Here is a 20,331-nt window from a genome sequence, read left to right on the forward strand (position 1 = left end):
CCATGACCGCGCACCAGTCCAAACCCGAATGTCACATGCCCCAGACCGAGGACCGCTATCTGGCGGTCACCCATGACGTGTTCAACCAGCCACCGGCGCTGGAAAATTACAACCTCTACCAGCAGGACACGGCCCTCAGGGAAGCCGTCGCCCGGGAAAGTGGCCGGGCCGCCACCGATGAGCTGAACGCCTTCGGGGAACTGGCCGGCAAGGCGGAAACCATCGACCTCGGATTTCGCGCCAACGCCAATAAACCGGTGTTCCATACCCACGACCGCTTCGGTCACCGCATCGACGAGGTGGATTTCCATCCGGCTTACCACGAGCTGATGCGGATCGCTCTGGAGCACGGCCTGCACAGCAGCCCCTGGACCCAACCGGGCCCCGGCGCCCATGTCATTCGCGCCGCCAAGTACTACATGCACTCCCAGGTGGAGGCCGCCCACTGCTGCCCGGTGACCATGACCTTCGCCGCCATACCCTCGATCCGCCAGCAGCCGGACCTGGCCCGGATCTGGGAGCCGAAGATCCTGGCCAACCACTACGACCCCAGGAACGTGCCCGACGGCGACAAGACGTCGGTGACCATCGGCATGGCGATGACCGAGAAACAAGGGGGCAGCGACGTCCGCGCCAACACCACCCGAGCCTACCCGGTCGGCACCGAGGGGCCCGGCCAGCCGTACGAGCTGGTAGGCCACAAGTGGTTTGTCTCGGCGCCCATGTGCGATGCCTTCCTGGTCCTGGCACAGGCACCCGGCGGCCTGTCCTGTTTCCTGATGCCACGCTGGCGCCCCGACGGCAGCAAGAATCCCTGGCAGATCCAGCGCCTGAAAAACAAGATGGGCAACGTCGCCAACGCCTCCAGCGAGGCGGAACTGCGCGGTGCCCTGGCCTGGATGGTGGGCGAGGAAGGCCGGGGCGTGCGGACCATCATTGAGATGGTGGCCATGACCCGGTTCGACTGCATGATCGGCAGCGCGGCGGGCATGCGCCAAGCCGTGGCCCAGGCCAGCCACCATTGCCGCCATCGCAGCGCCTTCGGAGCCCGACTCAGTGATCAGCCGCTGATGCAGAACGTGCTCGCCGACCTGGCTCTGGAAAGCGAGGCCGCCCTGGCCTACACCCTGCGCATCGCCCGCGCCCTGGACCAACAGGATCAGGAGCACGAACGCCTGCTGGCGCGCCTGGCGACGCCGGTGGGCAAGTATTGGATCTGCAAGCGCACACCAAACCACGCCTATGAGGCCATGGAATGCATCGGCGGCAGCGGTGTCATGGAGGACTGCATCATGCCCCGGCTGTTCCGGGAATCGCCGGTAAACGCCATCTGGGAAGGCAGCGGCAACGTTCAGTGCCTGGACACCCTGCGGGCACTGCAGAAAGAACCCGACACCCTGCATGCCTTCTTTGCCGAAGCGGCATTGGCGACTGGCGCCGACACCCGGTTCGACCGTTTCCTCGGCCGCCTGAAGGACGACTTTGCCGACATCAGCGACTTCCAGTACCGGGCCCGCAATCTGGTCGACCGCATGGCCCTGGCGCTGCAGGCGTCCCTGCTGATCCGGCATGCCCCGACGGCGGTCGCCGACGCCTTCTGTGCCTCACGGCTGGAACCGCGGACGGCCATGAACTACGGCAACCTGCCCTCGGGAACGGATGCCGCCAGCATTATCAAACGGGCCACGCCTGTAGTAGGCTGACGGGCAACGACACCCCTCCACCGCGCCGACCGGCGCGGTCACCCGACGGAGCCCTATGTCTGACGCCCTGAGAAAACTGTTGAACCAGGCCGCTGGAACGCATCCGGTGATCACGCCGCATGTCGGCGTGATGACACTGCACTTTCAGCTCTACGGCTGCCCGGACCTGAAAACCAAGCGCAAGGCCTTCGCCGCCATGCGCGCGGTCTGGGGCCGGGAGCCGGACTTGGCCGTGGCTGAAACCGCCGACCAGGACGCCCTGGACTGCGCCACCTGGACGGTCGCCGCGCTCGGCGCCTCGGCCATGCAGATCCAGCAGCGCCTGGACGCGGTGGAAAAGGCGATCGAGGAGCGCATCGACGCCGCCATCCTGGACGTGCACCGGGAAATCCTCTGAACCGCCACCGGATCACCGCCGTGTGGCGCCCAACGGTCCCACGCCGTATACTACGCCTCCTCAGGGATACCCGTGGTACCCGCCGGACGCGGGCGACCCGTGTGCCAGAGCCGGCCGCCGCGCCGGCGCGTTCGAGGGGCATCCGGAACCGGCCCGTCGAATGACCACTGTTTGTGTGTGGTGCCTATGACCGGAAAGAAAAAAACCGCCCAGGCCTCGATCGAGGCGATGTATCGCGTGTTCACCGTGCCCGAGGCACCGGACTCCACGCTCAGTCGCATTGATCAGGACATTTCCCGCAACCTCGCCGGCTTCCTGCAGGAACACATCGTGGCGGTCGAGCGGGACTTGGCCGAGGTGGAGAAGGACTTCGCCGACTACAACATTCCCGAGAAACCGATTTTCGTCTCGGAACAAGCGCAGTTCCTGCTCGACAAGCTGGTGGCCAATTCCGTACACACCGCCTCGCCCGCCTTCATCGGTCACATGACCTCGGCACTGCCCTATTTCATGCTGCCGTTGTCCAAGATCATGATCGCCCTGAACCAGAATCTGGTGAAGACGGAAACCTCCAAGGCGTTCACACCCATGGAGCGCCAGGTGCTGGGCATGATCCACCGGCTGGTGTACCAGGAGGATGGCGCCTTTTACCGAAAATGGATGCACGACCCCCGGCACACCCTGGGCGTGATGTGTTCCGGCGGCACCATCGCCAATCTGACCGCCCTCTGGGTCGCCCGCAACCACGCATTCCCCGCCGAGGGCAGCTTCCGCGGCCTGCATCAGGAAGGACTGTACCGGGCCCTCAAGTACTACGGTTACGAGGGAGCCGCCATACTGGTCTCCAAGCGCGGGCACTACTCGCTGCGCAAGGCGGCCGATGTCCTGGGCTTCGGCCGCGACGCGCTGGTGTCGGTGGAGACCGACGATGACAACCGGATCCTGCCGGACGCGCTGCGGGAGAAATGCCTGGAGTTGCAGAAGCAGAAGATCAAGGTCCTGGCCATCTGCGGTGTCGCTGGCACCACCGAAACCGGCAACGTCGACCCCCTGGACGCCGTGGCGGACATCGCCCGTGAGTTCGGCGCCCACTACCACGTGGACGCAGCCTGGGGCGGCCCGACCCTGTTCTCCCGCAGCCACAAGCACTTGCTGCGGGGCATCGAAAAGGCCGACTCGGTCACCTTCGACGCCCACAAACAACTGTACGTGCCCATGGGCGCCGGCTTGGTGGTGTTCAAGGACCCGGCGCTGGCATCCTCGGTGGAACACCACGCCCAGTACATCATCCGCAAGGGCTCCCGGGACTTGGGCAGCACCACCCTGGAAGGCTCGCGCCCCGGCATGTCCATGCTGATCCACTCCGGCCTGCGCATCCTGGGCCGGGAAGGCTACGAAATCCTGATCGACCAGGGCATCGAGAAGGCCCGGACCTTCGCCGGAATGATCGATGCCGAGCCCGACTTCGAGCTGGTCACCCGACCGGAACTCAACATCCTCACCTACCGCTACTGCCCGGAACCGGTGCAGCGGGCCTTGGCCCTGGCCGATGAGTTCCAGGCGGAGAAAATGAACACCTGCCTGAACCGGATCACCAAGTTCATCCAGAAAACCCAGCGGGAACGGGGCAAGGCGTTCGTGTCACGTACCCGGCTGGAGCCGGCCCGCTACTACCATTTCCCCTGCATCGTGTTCCGGGTGGTTCTGGCCAACCCGCTGACCACACGGGACATTCTCGCAGACATTTTGAAGGAACAGCGGATGCTCGCCCAGGAGGAGGGCATCGCCGACGAAATGTCGATCCTGCATCAGATGGCGGAAGCGGTGCTGAAACAGCGCCAGCCGGGGGCGCGTCAGGCCTGAGCCGGGCGAACGGCGCGCCCGGCGGCCCTGGAGGAGGGTCAGTAGAGGGCTTCCTCGTCGTCCAGGACGTCGTGCAGAATGTCCAGGAACATGCGGTCTGCCTCGCTCCAGTTTTCCGGGATCCGGATCGTCGTGGTGGCACTGATTTCCCGGGCGATCAGCTCGTCGGCGTTGGGCTGCCCCCGGTACTTTCGGGCAACTTCCATCGACTTCACGGCGATGGTGGGATCGCTCAGCACCTTCTTGATGAAGATCCTCAGCTCCTCAATCATCTTGGCCTGACGGCTCTCAACGGATGTACTCATAGATCACTCCCCGGAGACAGGTGGCTCGGGGGTGAACCACCCCCTTGTTGTTTCATTGTATGACCAAACCGGCGTTATACAACCGACCGCCTCAGATCAGCAAGCCGCGCAGGGTAAAGAACACCAGTGCCGCCATCACCGCCGATGCCGGAACGGTGATCACCCAGGCAGCAGCGATCCGGACCAGGTGCGAGCGTTTCACCATTTCTTCCCGGTAGATCTTCTTCAGCCGCTTGCGCTCGGACTTGGACAGCGGCACCTGCCGCTTGTTCTTCTTGGCCTGTTTCAGCAGCCGCTCCATCTCCTCCACCGACGCACTGCGGAAATCATCCAGGAACGGCTGCAGCCGACGCTGCTCGTCCGGATCGTGCTGCTCCAGAATCTTGTGCAACTGGGTGGCGTAGTTACGCTTGAGGTATTCGCGCAGGAAACCGACCCCGAACACGCCGCCGATGGCTATGTGGGTGGAACTCACCGGCAGGCCGAGCTGGGACGCCAGAATGACCGTCAGCGCCGCCGACAGCGCAATGCAGAAGGCCCGGGTCTTATCCAGCTCGGTGATCTCGCTGCCCACCGTCTTGATCAGCCGCGGCCCGAACAGCATCAGGCCCACGGCAATGCCCAGCGCCCCGATCATCATCACCCATAGCGGAATGCCCGCCTTGGTCACGACCGCGCCGCCGGCCAGGGCATCATTGATCGCCGCCAGCGGGCCGATGGCATTGGCGACGTCGTTGGCGCCGTGGGCAAAACTCAGCAGGGCCGCGGCGAAAATCAGCGGCCAGGTAAACAGGCCGTTGACCCCGGAGGCGCTGTTTTCCATGGTGGCCGCCTTCCGGCTGACCAAAGCCCGCACCAGGAAAAACACCACCACCGCAGCCGCCAGCCCCACCAGGGAGGCGTCGACGAAGTCCACTTTGATGATCTTTTTCACGCCCTTGATCATCAGATAGGTGCCGAAGGCCCAGGCCATGACCGCCACCAGCCAGGGTACGAACCGCCGGGCGGCCGGAACCACGTCCTGGCGGTACAGCACCGTCTTCTTGATCAGGAACAGGAACAGGGCCGCCAGGGCGCCGCCGAGGACCGGTGAAATCACCCAGCTGGCGGCGATCTTACCCATCACCGACCAGTCGGCAATGCCCCAGCCGCCGGCGGCGATGCCGGCACCCAGCACCCCGCCCACGATGGAATGGGTGGTGGACACGGGCGCGCCCATCCAGGTCGCCAGGTTCAACCACAGGGCTCCGGCCAGCAACGCCGCCGTCATCAGCCAGACAAAGGCACGGCCGTCGTTAAGAATGGTCGGATCAATGATGTCGCCCTTAATGGTGGAGACCACATCCCCCCCGGCGATCAGGGCGCCGCCGGCTTCGAACACCGCCGCGATCAGAACCGCGGCTCCCAGCGACAGGGCTCCGGAGCCCACCGCCGGGCCGACGTTGTTGGCAACGTCGTTGGCGCCAATGTTGATGGCCATATAGCCGCCAATGACAGCCGCAGCGACAAGCAGTAAGCTGTCGGGCATGCCCTTGCTGAACGAACCAACGGCCAGCCAGATGCCAAGCAGGAACAGCAGGCCGATACCAACCCTGAAGCGTTCCGTGGAGGGGCTGGTAAGCAGGGAATCCAGGAATCCGGTCGAACGGGCCATAGCAGATCAGATCTCGTGTTGGTCAAGATATCGTCAGGGCCTGGGGCCGCGGCGCCACTATAAAGAGTTTGTCATGAAATTGAAACTCAACCGGCCCGGGAATACGGGGCTTCCGCAAGTGTGACGGGGCACCGCGAACCCGGTGCCGGTTGGCGCATAATGAATCCGTCGCCAGAACAACGATAAGAATACCGCCATGGCACCGAAGACCCGACCGCGATCCGTCAGCCACCAGACCGCCGGCGCCCTCGAGGATGCCCAGATCTCGCGCCTGCTGACTTGGCTCTCAGTGGCCGCCATCGTCCTGCTGCTGGGCATCGGCGGCAAGGCCTGGTATGCCGGCCATACCCTCCATGGTGGCATCCTCTGGTGTTTTGCCGGCCTGGTGCTTCTGAACATGCTGTACTTCGCCCGGTCCGGCAACCGGGCCCGCCAGAAGGCCCACCTGATCCTGATCGTCGGCCTGCTGCTGGGTTACCTGATTGCGTCCGGTGGCGAAAGCAACACCGGCCCGCTCTGGTTCTACGTCTTTCCGCCGCTGCTGTTTTTCCTGACCAACCTGAAGACCGGCACCGCCATCCTGCTGCTGTGCTACCTGGGGGTGGTCGTGGTGTTCCAGTTTCCGGACCTGCCGTTCGTATCCGCCCACTACAGCACCGACTTCAAGCTCCGCTTCTTCGCCACCCAGGCATTCGAGGCGGTGTTCTGCTTCGTACTGGAAGCCGGCCGTCTGAAGGCACGCAACCAGCTGCTGGCACTCGCCGAGGCTCACGAACAGGCCGCCCGGACCGACGAGCTGACCGGTCTGGCCAACCGCCGGGACATGCAGCAGCGGCTGGCCAGCGAATTCTCCCGCTATCAGCGCACCGGCCGCCACTTTTCCATCGCCCTGATCGACCTGGACCTGTTCAAGGACATCAATGACCGCTTTGGCCATGACGCGGGTGATGCGGTGCTGTGCCAGTTCGCCCAACAGCTGACCAGCCTGACCCGCCAGAGCGATCATGCCGCCCGTTGGGGGGGCGAGGAATTCCTACTGCTGTTGCCCGACACCTCACTGCTGCAGGCACTGACACTGGCGGAACGGCTGCGGGCCCGAGTGGCCTCGGCCCGATTCGAGTTCAAAGGCCGGACGCTGCCGGTCACCCTCAGTGCCGGGGTCTGTTCCATGGCCAAGACGGACACTCTGGAAGACCTGTTGCGACAAGCCGACCAGCACCTCTACAACGCCAAGGCCGCCGGCCGTAACCGGGTTCACCCCCGGGTCCGCAGCTCCGTCGCGCCGGTCTGAACCTCGCCTTGAGTCGCCGGGCCGGGGCCGCTATGATCGGGCGCGACCACTGGCCACCGGCCATCACCGGAACCATCGACAGGACAGACTATGACACGCCTCCGCATTCTGGTCGGCAGCGTCTACGGAGGCGCCCTGCTGACCGCCCGAGCCATCAAGACCGACCTGGAGGCCGACGGGCACCAGGTCACCGTGCTGGAAGCGCCCAAACTCGACGACCTTCTCGACAACGACGACGCCCTGCTGGTGTGCACCTCCACCACCGGCCAGGGCGAGATCCCGCCCAACCTGCTGCCGTTCTATCTGGACCTGCGCGAGCGGCTGCCCTCGCTGGCTGGCCGGACGTTCGGGGTGATCGTGCTGGGGGACAGCTCCTACGGCGACACCTTCTGTGGCGCCGGCAACCTGATGGAGGAGGCGCTGCTGGAGGCCGGCGCGAGCCAATCGGGCGACACCCTGCGCATCGACGCCCTGGAAACCCTGGAGCCGGAAACCGAAGCGGTGCCCTGGGCCAGGACCTGGCTGGCGCAGCTCTGACCTCCCCCGGACGCCGTCACATCCGGCCACCCCCACGCTTGAGCCGCTGGCAGCGAGGGGTCATACTGCAGGACACAACAATAAAACGTGTAGCCCCGTGACCCCAAAGCGCTGGTACCACCTTCTGACAACCCTGGCTCTGCTGGCCGTGCTGGCCTTGCCCGTTCAGGGCGCGGAACCGGGCGTGCAACCGGAGATCGAGTACCTGCGCCTGCCCCCGGACCCGCACCTGACCCCGGAGCAGGTCATGGCCACCGACGGCTGGCAGACGCTGGGGCCCCGGAGCCCCAACTTCGGCTACATACGGGACACCGTCTGGCTCCGTTTCAACGTCCCGGACGACCCGGCCCTCAACCTGCTGGAAATCAGCTACTCCCACCTGGACTACATCCGGTTCCAGCTGTGGGCGGACGGCCGGCGTATCGCGGAGGAACGCACCGGCGATCAGGTGCCCTTCGCCCAGCGCCCGGTCCGGCACCGGAATTTCCTGTTTCCGTTCGAACACCGCCCCGACCGCCACTACCAGATCCTGCTCGAGGTCCGCAGCAACGGCGCCATGCAGATCCCCCTGCGGCTGTGGCACGACAAGGCCTTTTTCGAGGCGGCCTTCGTTGAAGACTTGGTGCATGCGGTCTACTACGGCATCCTGATCACCGCCATTTTCTTCAATCTTTTCGTGTTCCTGGCCCTCCGGGAAAAAATCTACCTGCTCTACGTACTGTCAACTCTGGGCTACCTGCTGCTGATCGCCAGTCTCAACGGCATCGCCTACCAGTTCCTGTGGCCCGGTGCCCCGGACATCCAGAACCGGGCCATGCTGATCGCCATCCCCTTCGCGATGATCTTCACCCTCTGGTTCTCCCAGGCCTTTCTCAACCTGCGCAGCCAGAGCCGCACCCTGGAACGCCTGGTGGACGGGGTGATCCTGCTGAACCTGGCGGCCGGCCTGCTCACCTTCGCCACCGACTACAACACCGCTATCCGCCTGGTGGTGGCCCTGTCCATTCCCAGCTGCCTGCTGCTCACGGTCCTCGGCCCGCAGCAATGGCTGCGGGGCAACCGCCAGGCCGTTTACTACACCCTGGCCTGGGGCGCTCTGAGCCTGGGCAGCGCCGTCACCGCCGCCAACAAGTACGGCCTGTTGCCGGTGTCGTTCGTCACCGTCTATGGCATGCAGATCGGCTCGGCGCTGCAGGCGGCGTTGCTGGCCATGGCCCTGGCCAGTCGGATTTACCAGGAACGACAGGACAAGATCATCGCCCGGGAAGCGGAGCTGCGGGCACTGGAGGCCCGCCGCTCGGTCGAGCTGAAACTGATGGAGCAGGCCCTGCACAACCCTCTGACCGGACTGCCCAACCGCATCAGTTTTGAAATGGTGCTCAACGACCTGATCATGAGGCATCCCGACAAGCGCCTGGGGGTCGCGGTCCTGAACCTGAACAATCTTGGCTCGGTCACCAAGACCCTGGGCCACCGCAACACCGACCGCATTCTGGAGCTGACGGCCCAGCGTTTCAACGGCGAGGCCCGCCACCTGCCCGGCGCCCTGCCGATCGAACAGTCGAAATCACGCACCTTTTTCCTGGCCTCGCTGGACCGGCAGTCGTTCGGCCTGATCGTCGACGTCGACCGTGCCGAGGCCACGCCGAAGGCCGCGGTGCAGCATCTGGACACCCTGCGCCAGCCGGTGGACTATCTGGGCATGCAGATCCCCCTGGATGCCCGCCTGGGCGTGGCCCTGTTCCCGGACCACGGCGCCGACGCCAATACCCTGATCCGACGCGCCACCATCGCCGAGGGCAGTGAACGGGCCCGGGAACGGGGCATGGCGTACTACTCCCCGGCTCGAGATTCCTACAGCGCCGACCGCCTCACTCTGGTGACGGAGCTGCGCAACGCGCTGGAAAACCGGGAACTGGCGCTGTACCTGCAACCCAAGCAGGCCATGGTTTCCGGACAGATTGTCGGCGTCGAGGCCCTGATCCGCTGGCCCCGACGGCAACACGGCACGCGGCCGGACGAGATCATCCAGGTGGCGGAACAGACCGGGCTGATCAAGCCGCTGACCCGCTGGGTACTGGAAGAAGCCCTGAGCCTGCGCACCCGGCTCCTGGCCGAGGGCTGGCACCTCAACCTGTCGGTCAATATCTCGCCCAACAACCTCCGGGAACCGGATTTTCATCCCCACGTTCAGCGCCTGATGGCCAGCTATCCCGACCACAAGGGCGCGGTAATCTTCGAGATCACCGAAACCTCCATGATGCAGGACCCCACCAATTCCCTGAGGGCGCTCAACGCCCTGGAGCGGGCCGGTATCCGGATTTCCATCGATGATTTCGGGTCAGGGTATTCGTCGCTGTCCTACATCAAGCAGTTGCCCGCCAGCGAGATCAAAATCGATCGCTCCCTGATCGCCGACCTGGCAACCCAGCCGGAGGACCGGGTGATCGTGCAGAACACCATCGACATGTGCCACAGCCTGGGCTATCAGGTGGTGGCCGAAGGCGTGGAGGACGAAGCCACTGCGGAGATTCTCAGATCCATGGGCTGCGACATGATCCAGGGCTACCTGCTGACACCGCCACGCCCCCTCGATGAGCTGCTGGCGTGGCTCTCCACGCCCCGCCGACAACCCGCGCTCGGGCTGGGTTAGGACGAGCGCCGGCGGATCAGGGCTTCCTGGGTGGTGGAGGCCACCAGGACCCCGTCCCGGTTGTAGAAGTTGCCCCGGTTGAAGCCCCGGCCACCGGAAGCGCTGGGGCTGTCCTTGTCGTACAGCAGCCATTCGTCCATGCGGAAATCGCGATGGAACCAGATGGCATGGTCGAGACTGGCCACCTGCATGTTCGGGCTCATGAAGGTGATGCCGTGGGGATTGAGGGAGGTGCCCAGGAACTGGAAGTCCGAGGCGTAGGTCAGCAGGCAGCGGTGCAGAACCGGATCATCCGGCAACGGCCCGAGGGCCCGGAACCAGCTTTGCTTGTAGGGTGGGCGCGGCTCCGGCCGCAACGGATTCATCGGGTCCACCGGACGGATCTCAATCGGCCGCTCACGGGTCAGGATGTCCCGCATCCGCTCCGGCACGTGAGGCGCCAGCAGGCGCCCCAGCTCCTGTTCCGACTGAAGACCGTCCGGCCCCGGTACCCGGGGCATCTCGAACTGATGCTCCAGCCCCTCTTCCTGGACCTGGAACGACATCGAGCCGGTCAGGATCTCTTTGCCGTCCTGGCGCGCAATCACACGGCGCACCGAAAAACTGCCGCCGTCCCGCACCCGCTGCACCTCGTAGTCGATCGGCATGCGGTGGTTGCCCGGGCGCAGGAAGTAAGCGTGAAGGGAATGACAGAGCCGGTTCTCGACGGTACGGCTGGCGGCCATCAACGCCTGCCCCAGCACCTGCCCGCCAAACACATTGGGAAAGCCGAGATCCTCGCTGTCCCCCTGGAAGTGATCGTCGCCGATGGGCGAGAGGTCCAGCAACTCCAACAACCTTCGTGTAACGTCCAGCATGCCCACTCCTGTCAAATCCTTAGCTCGCGAAGGAGTTTTCTACCTTAAGCAGGTCCGTTTCGCAACGACTAGGCTCAGGAATGAACGGGAGGCACCTCCCGGGACAGCGCCTGTTTTTCCATCGCGAACCGGCCAGTCAGGGCAAACCCCAGCAGTTCCCCGCCGGGGCCGCGGAACAGGGCCCGGACGTCGGTGCCGTCCTGTTCCACCTGCCACTCCCCCTCGGCGCCCTCAGGCGGCGGGCACACGGCTGTCGGACAGCAGGGCGTCTTGACCATCACCGGCATGGCGCCATAACGCACTTCCGTGCGTTCCCCCGCCAGAGTCTTCGCCAGGGCCTTGGCGCTGGCCATAAGCGGCAGCACGTACAGCAACACATGGCCGTCCACCTCGGCGCAGTCACCCAGAGCGTAAACGTCCGGTGCCGAGGTCTCCAGTGCTCGGTTCACCCGGATACCACGCCCCACCGCCAGACCCGCATCCCGGGCAAGCTGGGTGCGCGGCCGCAGGCCGACGGCGGAGATGACCAGGTCCGCCTCCAGCCGCGCGCCATTGGCAAGACTCAGGCTGACGCCCCGCCCGGCCCGGTCGATCCGCTGCACCAGGGTACCCAGGTGGAAGCGCACGCCGAGATCCGCCAGCGACGTCTGTACCGCCCGGGCGGCCGCTTCCGGCAGCAAGCCGGGCATCACCGTCTCGGACGGGGCGATCACCTCCACCTCGTAGCCGCCGTTGCGCAGGTCATTGGCAAACTCGCAGCCAATCAGCCCGGCCCCCATGATCGCCACCCGTCGCCCCCCCGCCAGGGCCTGACGGAATGCCCGGTAGTCCACCAGGTCGTTGATCGCGAATACCCGGTCCTGGCCATCCCCCTCCAGGGACAGGCGGATGACATCGGCACCCCAGGCCAGCACCAGCTTGCGGTAGTCCAGCCAGGCGTCCCCCAGGCGCAGCCGGTGCGCCCCGGGATCGATACCGGTGACCGTGGTGAAGGTCCGGATACGCACTCCGAGCTGTGCCGCCATGGCGTCGGTGGAGGCCTGGGCCAGGCCCTCGGCGTCCTTGTTTTTGGTAAAGCCGGTCGACAGCATCGGCTTGGAGTAGCTGATTCCGTCGTCGGCGGTGACCATCAGCACCGGCGTGTCCGGATCCAGTTTGCGGAACTCCCGTGCCAGCGAGTAGCCCGCCAGCCCGGTTCCGACAATCACGATGGGAGCCTGTTCCGTCATTCGCCCGCGCCTCCGTCGCTCAGCCGATTTCGATCATTTCGAAGTCTTCCTTGCCCACCCCGCAATCAGGGCAGACCCAGTCATCCGGCACGTCTTCCCACTTGGTGCCCGGCGCAATGCCGTCTTCCGGCCAACCCTCCGCCTCGTCATAAATGAAGCCACACACGACGCACTGCCACTTTTTCATGCTGTTCTCCTGATGTCTCGGACTTGGCGCATATTAATTGTCCGACAATCATACACGCAAGGCGTTTGCCGGGCTTTTCGGCCGCAATTACTGTCTTTTCAGGCCACAACGCCGACGCCCCGACCATCATACCGTTCCCCCGGAGCCGCACCAATGCCGTTGCCGACGGCCGCCCGGGGGAGTTGCTGCCAATAGACACAAATACAGACTCAACGCACCGGGCCTGCCCCTCCCTTACCGGAATCCTCTCCGGTATAATCGCCGGTTTTAGACAGGATCCGACCGTTATGACCGATACCGTCGCCGAAATGAACCAGGTCATGGCAGAAGCCGATTGCCTGGTGGATGAACAGCAGGTGCAGGCGGCCATCCGGACCATGGCCGACCAGATCACCGCCCGCCTGAAAGACAGCAACCCGTTGGTGTTCTGTGTAATGAACGGCGGCCTGATCCTGACCGGCCAGCTGCTGCCCCTGCTGCGCTTCCCGGTTCAGGCCGAGTACCTCCACGCCACCCGCTACCGCCAGGAAACCACCGGTGGCATCCTGGAGTGGAAACTGCAGCCCGAAGCGGACATGAAAGACCGGACCGTCCTGATCGTCGACGACATTCTCGACGAAGGCACCACCCTCTGCGCCATCGCCGATTACTGCCGTGCCCACGGCGCCCGGGAAGTGCTGACCGCCGTACTGGTGGACAAACAGCACGAACGCAAAGCCCGGCCGGGGCTGAAGGCCGACTTCACTGGCCTGGAGGTGGAAGACCGCTTCCTGTTCGGATATGGCATGGACTACAAGGGCTACTGGCGCAACGCCCCGGGAATCTATGCCGTCAAGGGACTCTGACACTCACCTGTCCATCCCTGCGGCGCACTGGTACCGGTCCCTGGCGGCGGCCGGTCTCCACAACCCCGAGGTCCACGGCCCGGCCCGGTACTGGCTGCAGGTGGAGGGTTCCTTTACCCGGGCCCTGCAGCGCCGGTGCCGGCGCAGGTTCCACGTCGATGTCCGCTATCAGGGCTTCGACTTCCCGACCCCGGAGGAGGCGCGCCGCTTGCGCCAGCCGCCGCGCCGGTACGCCTGGATCCGGGAGGTGCGTCTGTGTGGCGACGGCGAACCCTGGGTGCTGGCCCGGACGGTGATTCCCCTCGGCTGCCTGGAAGGCCCCAACCGGGTCCTGCTCAACCTGGGCAGCCGCCCCCTTGGCGCCTACCTGTTCAGCGATCCGCACTGGCACCGGGGTCCCCTGGAAACCGGGGTGTGCCGGCTGGAGAGCCCGGCACACCCCCGTCTGGCCCGCCGTTCGCTCTTTCACAACGGGGCCGACGCCCTGCTGGTCAGCGAGTACCTGCTGCCAACCCTGTACCAGTCGTCACCGAACCCGGACCTTTAACCCGCCCGAGCCGGCTGGCTATAATCACCGCATCCCGACACCCTCTGGAATCACCGGATGCGAACCATGACCCCCAACGCCCTGCCCGAGCCCCTTCGCAACCGCCTGACCGACTACGCCCGGTTGCTGCGCCTGGATCGCCCCATCGGCTCCCTGCTCCTGCTCTGGCCAACCTACTGGGCGCTCTGGCTGGCGGCGGACGGTCACCCGGATCTGATCAACCTGGTGGTATTCACGCTCGGAGTCTTCTTCATGCGCGCCGCCGGCTGCGCCATCAACGATTTCGCGGACCGGGAGTGGGACCGCTACGTCGAACGCACCAAGGACCGGCCGCTGACCGCCGGCCGCATTCAGTCCTGGGAGGCCGTGGCCCTGTTCGCCGGCCTCAGCCTGATCTCCTTCCTGATGGTGGTGCTGCTGACCAATGCCCTGACCCTGTACCTCTCCTTCGGCGGCGTGCTTCTGGCCTTTATCTACCCGTTCATGAAACGCTACACCCACCTACCCCAGCTGTTCCTGGGGGCCGCGTTCTCCTGGGCCATTCCCATGGCCTGGGCTGCCCAGGCCAATGAGCTGAGCCCGCTGACTTGGCTGCTGTTCACCGCTAACGTGCTCTGGACCGTGGCCTACGACACCTTTTATGCCATGGTCGACCGGGATGACGACCTGAAGGTGGGCATCAAGTCCACGGCCATTCTGTTCGGCGACGCCGACCGGACCATCATCGGCCTGCTTCAGGCCATGGTGGTGCTGATCCTGGTTCTGGTGGGCAGCCAGGCCGAGCGGGGCACCTTCTACTACCTGGGCGTAGTCGCCATGGCGACCCTGTTCGTCTACCAGCACTATCTGGCCCGGGAGCGGAGCCGGCAGGGCTGCTTTCAGGCCTTTCTGAACAACAACTGGGCGGGCTTTGCCGTCTTCGCCGGGCTGTTGCTCGATCAGCTGACCCGCTGAGACTGTCATATACTTGTCATACTCGGACGCTGTAATGGGGCAGCAACAAATCAAGGTCCGACACGGGTTTGCACACCATGAATGGAAAAACCGTCCTGATTGTCGATGACGAGGCCCCCATCCGCGAGATGATCGCCGTGGCCCTCGAAATGGCAGACTACAACTATCTGGAGGCAGCGGATGCCCGGGAAGCCCATGCCCTGATCGTTGACAAGAAACCCGACTTGGTCCTGCTCGACTGGATGCTGCCGGGCACCAGTGGCGTCGAGCTGGCCCGCCGTCTGAAGAAGGAAGAGGCCACCGCCGACATCCCCATCATCATGCTGACCGCCAAGGTCGAGGAAGACAACAAGATCCAAGGGCTGGAGGTGGGTGCCGACGATTACATCACCAAGCCGTTCAGCCCCCGGGAGCTGGTGGCCCGCCTCAAGGCGGTGTTGCGCCGGGCAACGCCACCGGGCGTGGACACCCCGATCGAGGTGGACGGCCTGACCCTGGACCCGGTCGGCCACCGGGTCACCACCGAGGACGGCCCCCTGAGCATGGGCCCCACCGAATACCGGCTCCTGCAGTTTTTCATGACGCACCAGGAACGGGTGTATACTCGCTCGCAGCTGCTCGACCAGGTCTGGGGCGGCAACGTCTACGTCGAGGAACGGACCGTGGATGTGCACATCCGGCGCCTGCGCAAGGCACTGGGTGAAAAGTATGACCACTTGATCCAAACCGTCCGGGGCACCGGCTACCGTTTTTCCACCAAAGCCGCCTGAATTGCGTGGCGTTGCGGTATCCGGCGGTTTCCCTCACAGGGCAGTATTCGATGCAACGCAAATGGTCACGCTATCTGCGCACGGTCATCGGGGGCCTGATCGCCACCACGCTGATCGGCGCAATTTTCGGCTACCCGCTGTATGGCCTGCTGGCCGGACTGCTGGCCTACGTCTGGTGGACACTGGTCCAGGCCCGGCGCCTGCACCAGTGGCTCGCCAACCCGAACGGCACCGACGAAGCCCCCCAGAGCCTGGGGCTTTGGGGTGACATCTTCGACGGACTGCACAAGCTGCACCAGAGCCACCTGCGCACCCAGGACCGGCTGCGGGCCCAGGTCAACCGCGTCCAGGAGTCCACCAATGCCATGCGCGATGGCGTCATCATGACCGATGCCCAGGGTGCCATGGAGTGGTGGAACGGCTCGGCCGAACACCTGCTGGGCTTTCGCCGCAACACCGATCGCGGCCAGTACATCCATAATCTGATCCGGACGCCGGCGTTCAAGGCCTATTTCGACTCCCGCGACTACCGGGAGCCGCTGGAAATCCATTCGCCGGCCAAGCCCCACATTCGCTTGCAGATCCAAATCAGCCTGTTCGGGGACGACGACCGGCTGATCGTCGCCAAGGACGTGACCCGCCTGTACCAGCTGGAGCAGATGCGTCGGGACTTCGTGGGCAACGTCTCCCATGAGATGCGGACACCGCTGACGGTGATCAGCGGCTATCTGGAAACCCTGGTGGATCACGCCGACGAGCTGCCGCCCAAGTGGCGCAGAGCCATCGAAACCATGGCAGCGCAAGCCTCGCGCATGGAAGCCCTGATTACCGACCTGATCCTGCTGTCCCGGATCGAGACCGGCGAACATACCGTCGACGACAGTCTCACCGACGTTGACGAGATGCTGCACCAGATCTGCCACGATGCCCGTGCGCTCAGTGGCGACAAGGGGCACACCATCGACGTCAACATTCTCGACAACCGCCTGCTGAGGGGTGACGAAAGCCAGCTGCGCAGCGCCTTCTCCAACCTGGTCTTCAACGCCGTCAAGTACACACCCGCCGGCGGCCGCATCACGGTAACCTGGCGCACCGACCGGGACGGCGCCCACCTGTCGGTGAAGGACACCGGCATCGGCATCGATCCAATCCACATTCCCCGTCTGACCGAACGCTTCTACCGGGCCGACCCCAGCCGGCACAAGGACACCGGCGGCACCGGCCTGGGCCTGGCCATCGTCAAGCACGTGTTACTCAACCACGACGGGAACCTGGAAATCCGCAGCCGGATTGGCGAGGGCAGCGAATTCACCTGCCACTTCCCGAGAGAGCGGCTGGTCGAGCGGGTGCCGGAAGCTCCGGTCAAGTAGCGCCGGGTCAGCGCGGCCCGGCCCGGAACCTGGCAACAAAACGCGACAGGTCCTCCAGCTTCTGGGGATCCTCGTCCACGAAGCGAACGATGACACCGACAAAATCCGTGTCCTGCCGCTTATCCACCGCCTGCAGCTGATGCACATAGCCGTTGAGCCGGGCAACCTGGCCCTCGCCGAGATCGATATCCACCACGGCCGGCTCCAGGATGCCCGGAAAATCCTGATCCCGCTTCGCCACCAGGCTCACTTCCGTGAGGTTGATATCCTTGATCACCGACTTGAGCACGCTCTCGGCGAACCGGATTGAGGCCAGCGCCACCGGGGGCCGACCGGAGGCGGTCGCAACGCGCGCCGGTGCGGCCCTGCCGGGGTCCTCCGGCGGCGGACGTTTCTGGGTCAGCAACGTGGCCGACTCCTTGAAGGCGTCCGCCGGCCCTTCCAGCGACCGCCCCTTGCGCTCCATGGCATCCTTGAGGCGCCGCCCCATCACCTTGATGATTTTCCGGCTCAGCCCCTCGGGACTGAACGGCTTGCCCAGATACTCCGACACCCCTTCCTTGATCGCCTCGATCACGTGGTCCTTGTCACCACGGCTGGTGATCATAATGAAGGGCGTCGACTGATACTGAGGTTGCTGACGCATCCACTGCAGCAGCTCCAAGCCGGACATTTCCGGCATTTCCCAGTCGCAGAGGATCAGATCAAAGGCGGTTCGGGACATCAGGGACTGCGCCCGCCGGCCATTGGGGGCCTCGGCCGTCTCAATGACCGGAAAACGTTGCCGCACGGTCCGTTTCACTAGATCTCGAACAAAGCTGGCATCGTCAACCACCAGCGCTTTCAGTGTTGCCATGGACAGGAGCCTTCCGACATGCCGCAAAGACAGGGGTTCGCCCCACTATAAAACAAACCCCGGCCAGGGGAAGCCACCGGCTACAAAAAGATGACAACCGTGACACAACGGAACCGGCAGATTAAACAATTGTCACTCCGGGAGTGGCGGTCACGGTATTTTCAGATCAGGAAAACACGCTACCATGAAAGCAGGGATGTTCATCGCAATCCGTTGTTCGAGGTACCGAGTGCGTACACCGAGAAAAAGGCCGGGCCGTCCCCTGGCCCTGTTGTTTGCCACCGGCCTGCTGGCCGTGGCCCCCAGCCTTTGGGCCGGGCCGGAAGCTCCGGCCGACACCGGCCCGAGTGATTTCGAACAGTGCAAGACCAAGCTCCGGCAACTGGCCATCGAAGCCGGGGTCAGTGAACGGACCGCCCGGGAGGTACTGGCCGATGCCCGTCATCTGGACCGGGTCATCGAGCTGGACCGGCAGCAGCCGGAGTTCACCACCCCCTTCGCCGACTACCTCAACCGCAGGGTCAACGACGACCGGGTCCGCCGGGGCCGGGAGCTGCTGCGGGAACACCGGGCCCTGCTCGACCGGGTCACCCGGGAAACCGGAGTGCCCGCCCCCTACCTCGTGGCCTTCTGGGGGCTGGAAACCAACTTTGGCAGCTATTTCGGCAAGATGTCGGTGCCCAGCGCCCTGGCCACCCTGGCCTGCGATGACCGCCGGACCACCCTGTTCACCCAGCAGCTGATTGCGGCGCTGCGCATCATCGACGAAGGCGCCATCGCCGCGGCCGACATGGAAGGGTCTTGGGCCGGGGCCATGGGGCATGTGCAGTTCATGCCAACGGTTTTCCTCAAGCACGCGGTGGACGCCGACGGCGACGGTCGCCGCGACCTCTGGCACAGCCTGCCCGACGCCATGATGTCCGCCGGCCGCTTCCTGCAGTCCATGGGCTGGAACGGCGACTACCGCTGGGGCCGGGAAGTCCTGCTGCCGGCCGGATTCGACTACGCCCTGGCCGACGGCCGCCGTCTGCCACTGGCGGAATGGCGCCGGCTCGGCATCCACGACGCCTTCGGCCAGCCCCTGGCCCATGAGCCCATCGACGCCCGACTGATCGTGCCCGCCGGGCACCGGGGCCCGGCGTTCCTGGTGTACGACAACTTTGATGTCATCCTGGGCTGGAACCGTTCCGAGTTCTACGCCCTGGCCGTGGGTTACCTGGCCGATCGCGTCGCCGGCGCCGGCCGGCTCCAACGACCACCGCCCGAGGACGCCCCGGCACTGTCCCGGCAGCAGGTCATGGCCTTGCAGCAGGCGCTCAACGACCGCGGTTTCGACACCGGCACTCCGGACGGCATCCTCGGGCCGGCCACCCGCTCGGCCATCCGCCATTTCCAGGCTGCCGCCGGCTTGGTGGCCGACGGCTACCCCGGGCGCTCGGTGTTGGCACGGCTGGCCCTCACGCCGGACCCGGGCGGCCAGTGACCCGGCCCAGGGAGACGTCCTGATGCCCCTGCGCCTGGACCAGTTCATTGCCAACGCCACCGGCCTGTCGCGCAAGGACGCTAAGCGGGCGATCGCCCGCGGTGCCGCCTCGGTTCAGGGGCGCCCCTGCCGGGACGCCCGTCACAAGGTGACGGAAGACGCCGAGGTTCGCTTGGACGGGGAGCGACTGTCGCTGCCCGGCCCCCGCTACCTGATGATGAACAAGCCAGCCGGCGTGGTCAGTGCCACCACCGACAGTGATCACCCGACCGCTCTGGACCTGCTGCCCTCGGCCCTGGCCCGGGACCTGCACATCGCCGGCCGGCTGGACCGGGACACCACCGGGCTGCTGTTGCTGACCAGTGACGGCGACTGGTCGCACCGGGTCACCTCGCCCCGCCGGGACTGCCCCAAGACCTACCAGGTGACCCTGGCCGAGCCGCTGTCGGCCGAGGCGGCGGAGCAACTGGCCCGGGGCGTCCGGCTCCGGAACGAGGACACCCCGACCCGGCCGGCCCAGGTTCGGATCACCGGGGACCACCGGATCGAGCTGACCATCTCCGAGGGCCGCTACCACCAAGTCAAACGCATGCTGGCGGCGGTGGGCAACCGGGTGGTGGCCCTGCACCGCACCCGTATCGGCCCGATCCATCTGGACCCGGACCTGGCACCGGGCCAGTACCGCCCCCTGACCGAACCGGAAATCCGGGGAATCGGCTGACGCCGTCCGGCCGGCCGCCGCGCCATCCGGGCGTTTCACAGGGCCTGGAAACAATCCATGCAAAGTCCATTAAAAAACTGTAAAATTTACCAAAATTCAAAAGGTTACA

General features: G+C 65.1%; 19 protein-coding genes. 13 read left to right on the forward strand and 6 right to left on the reverse strand.

Annotation, left to right across the window (positions count from 1 at the left end; genetic code table 11):
- Window positions 1-2 precede the first annotated feature (2 nt).
- The 3 genes from BTO32_RS12635 to panP all read left to right on the forward strand — a co-directional run bounded on the left by BTO32_RS12635 (window position 3) and on the right by panP (window position 3,963).
- Entirely contained in the window at window positions 3-1,703 is a 1,701-nt protein-coding gene (locus BTO32_RS12635) for an acyl-CoA dehydrogenase family protein (RefSeq protein WP_076724972.1), read from the forward strand.
- A gap of 55 nt (window positions 1,704-1,758) precedes the next feature.
- A complete protein-coding gene (locus tag BTO32_RS12640; protein ID WP_076724973.1) occupies window positions 1,759-2,100 on the forward strand; it encodes a DUF503 domain-containing protein in 342 nt (113 codons plus the stop codon).
- Window positions 2,101-2,286: 186 nt separating this feature from the next.
- Window positions 2,287-3,963, forward strand: coding sequence for a pyridoxal-dependent aspartate 1-decarboxylase PanP (panP, locus tag BTO32_RS12645; protein ID WP_076724974.1), 1,677 nt, complete (start codon window positions 2,287-2,289; stop codon window positions 3,961-3,963).
- A 38-nt stretch (window positions 3,964-4,001) separates the two neighbouring features.
- Here the strand turns inward: panP and BTO32_RS12650 are convergent, their stop codons facing one another.
- Window positions 4,002-4,268: a hypothetical protein gene (locus tag BTO32_RS12650; RefSeq protein ID WP_076724975.1), complete on the reverse strand. Its 267-nt coding sequence runs from the start codon at window positions 4,266-4,268 to the stop codon at window positions 4,002-4,004.
- Between the two features lie 91 nt (window positions 4,269-4,359).
- On the reverse strand, window positions 4,360-5,922 hold the full coding sequence (locus BTO32_RS12655) for an inorganic phosphate transporter (RefSeq protein WP_076724976.1): 1,563 nt from the start codon (window positions 5,920-5,922) through the stop codon (window positions 4,360-4,362).
- 196 nt (window positions 5,923-6,118) lie between these two features.
- Between BTO32_RS12655 and BTO32_RS12660 the strand changes: the two genes are divergently transcribed.
- From BTO32_RS12660 to BTO32_RS12670, 3 genes are all read left to right on the forward strand, one after another.
- On the forward strand, window positions 6,119-7,213 hold the full coding sequence (locus BTO32_RS12660) for a GGDEF domain-containing protein (RefSeq protein ID WP_076724977.1): 1,095 nt from the start codon (window positions 6,119-6,121) through the stop codon (window positions 7,211-7,213).
- A gap of 90 nt (window positions 7,214-7,303) precedes the next feature.
- A complete protein-coding gene (locus BTO32_RS12665; protein ID WP_076724978.1) occupies window positions 7,304-7,750 on the forward strand; it encodes a flavodoxin domain-containing protein in 447 nt (148 codons plus the stop codon).
- Between the two features lie 97 nt (window positions 7,751-7,847).
- Window positions 7,848-10,403, forward strand: coding sequence for an EAL domain-containing protein (locus tag BTO32_RS12670; protein WP_076724979.1), 2,556 nt, complete (start codon window positions 7,848-7,850; stop codon window positions 10,401-10,403).
- Here BTO32_RS12670 and BTO32_RS12675 read toward each other — a convergent pair.
- The 3 genes from BTO32_RS12675 to rubA all read right to left on the reverse strand — a co-directional run bounded on the left by BTO32_RS12675 (window position 10,400) and on the right by rubA (window position 12,676).
- On the reverse strand, window positions 10,400-11,260 hold the full coding sequence (locus tag BTO32_RS12675) for an acyl-CoA thioesterase (protein WP_076724980.1): 861 nt from the start codon (window positions 11,258-11,260) through the stop codon (window positions 10,400-10,402). The genes BTO32_RS12670 and BTO32_RS12675 overlap by 4 nt on opposite strands.
- A 74-nt stretch (window positions 11,261-11,334) precedes the next feature.
- The gene (locus BTO32_RS12680) at window positions 11,335-12,489 is read right to left on the reverse strand and encodes an NAD(P)/FAD-dependent oxidoreductase (protein ID WP_076724981.1); all 1,155 of its coding nucleotides are present in this window, start codon (window positions 12,487-12,489) and stop codon (window positions 11,335-11,337) included.
- 19 nt (window positions 12,490-12,508) lie between these two features.
- Window positions 12,509-12,676, reverse strand: coding sequence for a rubredoxin RubA (gene rubA, locus BTO32_RS12685; RefSeq protein WP_076724982.1), 168 nt, complete (start codon window positions 12,674-12,676; stop codon window positions 12,509-12,511).
- A 287-nt stretch (window positions 12,677-12,963) separates the two neighbouring features.
- Between rubA and BTO32_RS12690 the strand changes: the two genes are divergently transcribed.
- The 5 genes from BTO32_RS12690 to phoR all read left to right on the forward strand — a co-directional run bounded on the left by BTO32_RS12690 (window position 12,964) and on the right by phoR (window position 17,162).
- Complete coding sequence (locus BTO32_RS12690) at window positions 12,964-13,521, forward strand: hypoxanthine-guanine phosphoribosyltransferase (RefSeq protein ID WP_076724983.1); 558 nt, start codon at window positions 12,964-12,966, stop codon at window positions 13,519-13,521.
- Window positions 13,502-14,068 carry a chorismate--pyruvate lyase family protein gene (locus BTO32_RS12695; RefSeq protein WP_076724984.1) on the forward strand — a complete coding sequence of 189 codons (567 nt, stop codon included), beginning with the start codon at window positions 13,502-13,504 and terminating at the stop codon, window positions 14,066-14,068. The genes BTO32_RS12690 and BTO32_RS12695 overlap by 20 nt, the downstream gene beginning before the upstream one ends.
- A gap of 66 nt (window positions 14,069-14,134) precedes the next feature.
- Window positions 14,135-15,022 carry a 4-hydroxybenzoate octaprenyltransferase gene (gene ubiA, locus BTO32_RS12700; protein WP_076725106.1) on the forward strand — a complete coding sequence of 296 codons (888 nt, stop codon included), beginning with the start codon at window positions 14,135-14,137 and terminating at the stop codon, window positions 15,020-15,022.
- 77 nt (window positions 15,023-15,099) lie between these two features.
- A complete protein-coding gene (phoB, locus tag BTO32_RS12705) occupies window positions 15,100-15,792 on the forward strand; it encodes a phosphate regulon transcriptional regulator PhoB (protein ID WP_076724985.1) in 693 nt (230 codons plus the stop codon).
- A 50-nt stretch (window positions 15,793-15,842) separates the two neighbouring features.
- Window positions 15,843-17,162 carry a phosphate regulon sensor histidine kinase PhoR gene (gene phoR, locus BTO32_RS12710; protein WP_076724986.1) on the forward strand — a complete coding sequence of 440 codons (1,320 nt, stop codon included), beginning with the start codon at window positions 15,843-15,845 and terminating at the stop codon, window positions 17,160-17,162.
- Between the two features lie 7 nt (window positions 17,163-17,169).
- On the opposite strand, the gene BTO32_RS12715 is transcribed toward phoR, so the two are convergent.
- On the reverse strand, window positions 17,170-18,018 hold the full coding sequence (locus tag BTO32_RS12715) for a response regulator (protein ID WP_076724987.1): 849 nt from the start codon (window positions 18,016-18,018) through the stop codon (window positions 17,170-17,172).
- A 196-nt stretch (window positions 18,019-18,214) separates the two neighbouring features.
- Here BTO32_RS12715 and BTO32_RS12720 point away from each other — a divergent pair, with 196 nt between their 5' ends.
- On the forward strand, window positions 18,215-19,501 hold the full coding sequence (locus BTO32_RS12720) for a lytic murein transglycosylase (protein ID WP_084206843.1): 1,287 nt from the start codon (window positions 18,215-18,217) through the stop codon (window positions 19,499-19,501).
- A gap of 28 nt (window positions 19,502-19,529) precedes the next feature.
- Window positions 19,530-20,222: a 16S rRNA pseudouridine(516) synthase RsuA gene (rsuA, locus tag BTO32_RS12725; protein ID WP_076725108.1), complete on the forward strand. Its 693-nt coding sequence runs from the start codon at window positions 19,530-19,532 to the stop codon at window positions 20,220-20,222.
- Window positions 20,223-20,331: the final 109 nt, after the last annotated feature.

The sequence above is a fragment of the Marinobacter lutaoensis genome, assembly GCF_001981305.1.
Classification (GTDB): Bacteria; Pseudomonadota; Gammaproteobacteria; order Pseudomonadales; family Oleiphilaceae; genus Marinobacter; species Marinobacter lutaoensis.